The organism is Prosthecobacter sp. (assembly GCF_020439865.1).
In the GTDB taxonomy this organism is placed as follows: Bacteria; Verrucomicrobiota; Verrucomicrobiia; order Verrucomicrobiales; family Verrucomicrobiaceae; genus Prosthecobacter.
Genome location: NZ_JAGRPF010000155.1, coordinates 1 through 3,838 on the forward strand (window position 1 = coordinate 1; position 3,838 = coordinate 3,838).

Genomic DNA, 3,838 nt, shown 5'->3' on the forward strand with positions numbered 1-3,838 from the left:
CCTCCGCATGTTATCCGCCTCACGCCTTGCTTCGCTGCTTCTTCCTCTCCTCATCACCTCCTGCGTCAATCTCGGCACGCCCGCAGATCGCCAGGAAAAGGCACGTCGCCTCAGTCACGATCTCCAGCAGCTCAGTCCCGCGGTCAGCGCCGCCGAAGCCGACAAGATCGCCATCACCGCCATTGAGACCTCCGCAGATCTCGCACGTGATTTCAAGCCACTGCGTTTTCCGTGGATGAACAACGGCCTGGTGAACACGGGCCTGCGCAAACGCGGACTCTGCTACCAGTGGCGGGACGATTTGTTTCCGCACCTGCACCGGCTCAATCTCAAAACCTTCGACCTGCACCTCACCTCGGCACGCCGTGCCACGTTGCTCGAGCACAACGGCATCGTCGTCACCGCCAAGGGCCAGCGCTTTGAAGATGGCATCGTGCTCGATCCCTGGCGTGACTGCGGACTGCTCGCGTGGTCAAAGGTCTCCACCGACCATTACCCATGGAAACCACTGCCGCGTGAACTCACTCCCATGGTGCTGCGACCGCTGCTGATGCCCGATCTCTATCCGACGCCTGCTTCGGCGAAGCATTGATCACTTGCCCTTCTTCTTCGCAGGCGGCGGTGTGACCTTGATGCCGGCGGCTTCCATGACGAGATGCTGAAACGCGTCCTTCGGCTTGCCGCTGTCGGGCACGAGAACGTTCTGCACCATGAACACGGTGACGATCCCGCTCTTCGGATCGATGCAGCCGTTCGTCGCAAACGCACCGCCGTGACCAAAGCTGCCCACCGGCATCTGTGAATTCACGCGCTGTGTCTCGATGTTGCACTGCCAGCCGCAGGCGTAGTTGAGCTGTTTGCCACCCGCGGTCACCGGAGTCGTCATGTCGCGCACGGATTTTTCCGTGAGGATGCGTTCGCCGTCGAGTTCGCCGCCGTTCGCGATCATCGCATAAAAGCGCCCCATGTCGGCGGCGGTGGAGAAGAGGCCGCCGGCAGGCTCCACCATGTGCGTGACGCTCGCATCACTGGTGACGAAGGGATTGTAGCCCGGCACGAGTTCGTGCGTTTCATCATCCATCTTGTAGGTGCGGGCAATGCGTGCGCGATGAGCGTCATCAGGATTGAACATCGTGTCCTTCATGCCGAGCGGCTGGAAGATCTTCGCATGCAAAAACGCGTCATACGTCATGCCGGAGACGAGTTCGATGATGCGTCCGGACACCGTGGGCCCGAAACCGTATTCGTAGGAGCTGCCCGGCTGAAACGCGAGCGGCGTCTTGAGCAACGAGGCCACATAGGCCTTCAGCGAAATCGCTCCGTCAGTCGGCTTGCGCGGTGGAAAGGCGATGCCGGCCGTGTGGCTCAGCAGCATGCGCAGCGTGATCGGCTTTTCCGGTGCGCTGCCGTCCGCAAGCTTCACGCTCGCAAGTTCCGGCAGCCATTTCGAGGCAGGTTCATCGAGCGAAAGTTTGCCTTCATCGACGAGCACCATGACGGCGGTCGCATTGACCGATTTCGTCATTGATGCGATCCAGAACATTGAGTCCTTCTCCATCGCACGACCGGCGGCGATGTCAGCCATGCCTGCGGCGTCGTGATGCACCACTTTGCCTTTCTCCATCACCAGCGTGACGATGCCGGCGGCCTGCTTTGCCTTCACGGCCTCTTCCATTGCCGGATGAATGGCGGCGAGCTTCGCTTCATCGAGCGCATGAAGCAGCGCGGGGAACAGGGCGAGAACGGAGACGAGGGAGCGGGCGGTGAATGACATCGCGACACAACGCGCGTGCTTCATCCGATCTAACGACGCCGGCGTGTGCCGAAGCAAAACAGTCCCGCACCGAACATCATGAGCAGCGCGCCCGAAGGTTCCGGCACGAGCGCAAAGTTGTTCCCCACCACATAGTTCCCCACCTGCGTCCCGATCGCCTGGCCATCGACGACCGAAGTGCCGAACTCCGTGCCGCCGTAGATGCCGCTCAATGCCGCCTCGTTCGCCGCCTCGCTGAAGCTGGTGAAGTTGCGCGTGAGGTCGATGCTGCCGTTGCCGTCGATGTCGCTGCCGAGGCTGAAGGCCACGCTGTCACCGAGATACGCGGCGAGGACGGTGGCTGCGGCCTGGCTGATTGTGGCGCTCAGGGAAACATATTCGGGAAGCGACGGTGAGTTGATCAGCGGCGTCCACGACACATCCACACCGGTGCTGCCATTGCCGTCGATGTCGCCGTTCGCGATCGCCGTTTCGGGGCGCCAGAACTGCGTGCTGTAATCGGTCGCCATCGCGACGATGCTCGCGTCTGCCATCGCCAGATTCACGGCGGCGAGCAGACGTGCCGTGTCTGCGACGCTCAGTCCTGCATTGGTCGCCACCGTTTCGGCGATCTGATTCCACATGCCGGTCATTTTCACCGTGCCGTCACCGCCCGCCCAGAAGTAGGCCTGGTTCGTCTGGTCTGCGGTGCGCGTGAGACTGAAGGCAGCGCCGATGTCCTTCACCTGATTGTAGTCAGTCGCATACTGTCCAGTGAGCAGATAGTTGGACACCGAGCCGCCCGGCAGCGTGGTCATGTAACCGCCCGCGCCCGGAATCGTGAACGTTCCCACATTGCCCCAGCCCGGCAGCAGCGCACCTGATGGTGATGTTTGCTGCCAGTAGCCCACGGTTCCCACCGGCGAGTAGGAAATGCTTGCCGCGGCGGCAGAGCCGTCCGTCGAGCGCCAGCTCAGGACTTCGTTGGCGATGGTGATGCCCCAGGCGATTCCATCGTCCTTGGCCTGACCCGCGGCGATCGTGCCGATCTGCGTGTTGTAGAGCGTGGTGAAATCCGAGCTCGATCCCGAGTAGAGGCTCTGCATCACCGTGTTCGCCGCTGAAATCATCGCCGCCTGATAGTCGGCGCCTGCCGGACCGGCACCCGGCGCGGAATAGGCGTTGTAGCCGTAGGTGTTGTAGCCGCCGCGGATGCTCTCGGACGCATTGAAGATCGAAGCCTGCAGGATCGCCAGATCACGGGCCATCACCGGCGCCTCGGTGCTGGAACTCATCGTCGTCAGCGCCAGGGCATTCCATTCCGTGACAAGGTCCGCCCGCACGGCTGTGACCGGGGTCAGCAGCAGGGCGGCGCTTGCCAGCAGGGCTGAAAAATGGGGGGCGAAGGGACGCATTGGCTAACAAATCAGGGAAGTTTATTATAATTTTCATAAATCACCAACGCATTTCTCCCTTTATCTTCCCTCATTCTCCCGCCCCCGGCTGATCCCTCCCCTCAGGAACCCGTGAAATGGCCGTTGACCTTCGCCGCCACAGTCGGACTATCGCCCCTGTCACGACAGGGGCGTCCCACCGCAGGGACTGAGACGGATCTTCCTCGATCCGAACCCTCCGAACCTGATGCGGGTCATGCCGCCGAAGGGAGCTCGCTCGGAGGTTTCTCGGTTTCTTGCGCTCAGCGCTCCATCCAGCATCGAGAATCCAGCACCCAGCATCCAGTTTATGATCGCCTCCACCGACTCCTTCGAGCCGCATTCCTCCGAGCAGCTCCCCGCTTCCACCCGCGTTTACGTTCAGGGCCAGATCCACAAAGACGTGCAGGTCCCCATGCGCGAGATCGCCCTCAGCCCCACGAAGGACTTCAACGGCCGCATCATCGAGAACGAACCCGTGCGCGTCTATGACACCTCCGGCCCCTGGGGCGACCCAAATTATGCAGGCACCGTCGAGGAAGGCCTGCCCGGCCTGCGCAAGCAGTGGATCCTCGCCCGCAACGACGTCGAAGCCTACGAAGGCCGCGCCATCGAGCCCCGCGACAACGGCTACCTCACCGCCAACCACGCC

Annotated in this window: 3 protein-coding genes, 1 pseudogene and 1 riboswitch; of the genes and pseudogenes, 2 read left to right on the forward strand and 2 right to left on the reverse strand. The window is 62.1% G+C overall.

The genetic code is table 11. From position 1 onward, the window contains the following. A partial coding sequence (locus tag KDL09_RS19230; RefSeq protein WP_294388836.1) for a hypothetical protein occupies positions 1 to 592 on the forward strand: 592 nt, incomplete at its 5' end. Here KDL09_RS19230 and KDL09_RS19235 read toward each other — a convergent pair. Both KDL09_RS19235 and KDL09_RS19240 read right to left on the reverse strand, forming a co-directional pair. Next, on the reverse strand, positions 593 to 1,774 hold the full coding sequence (locus tag KDL09_RS19235; RefSeq protein WP_294388838.1) for a serine hydrolase domain-containing protein: 1,182 nt from the start codon (positions 1,772 to 1,774) through the stop codon (positions 593 to 595). Between the two features lie 29 nt (positions 1,775 to 1,803). Next, the gene (locus tag KDL09_RS19240) at positions 1,804 to 3,168 is read right to left on the reverse strand and encodes a PEP-CTERM sorting domain-containing protein (protein WP_294388840.1); all 1,365 of its coding nucleotides are present in this window, start codon (positions 3,166 to 3,168) and stop codon (positions 1,804 to 1,806) included. Between the two features lie 156 nt (positions 3,169 to 3,324). Then, positions 3,325 to 3,436: riboswitch (TPP riboswitch) on the forward strand. A 60-nt stretch (positions 3,437 to 3,496) separates the two neighbouring features. Between KDL09_RS19240 and KDL09_RS19245 the strand changes: the two are divergent. Then, positions 3,497 to 3,838: pseudogene (locus KDL09_RS19245) on the forward strand (phosphomethylpyrimidine synthase); the annotation flags it as partial.

Excerpts from the sequence above, each read along its gene's own strand:
- KDL09_RS19235 (WP_294388838.1), bottom strand. The coding sequence starts at position 1,774 with ATGTCATTCACCGCCCGCTCCCTCGTCTCCGTTCTCGCCCTGTTCCCC.
- KDL09_RS19240 (WP_294388840.1), bottom strand. The coding sequence starts at position 3,168 with ATGCGTCCCTTCGCCCCCCATTTTTCAGCCCTGCTGGCAAGCGCCGCC.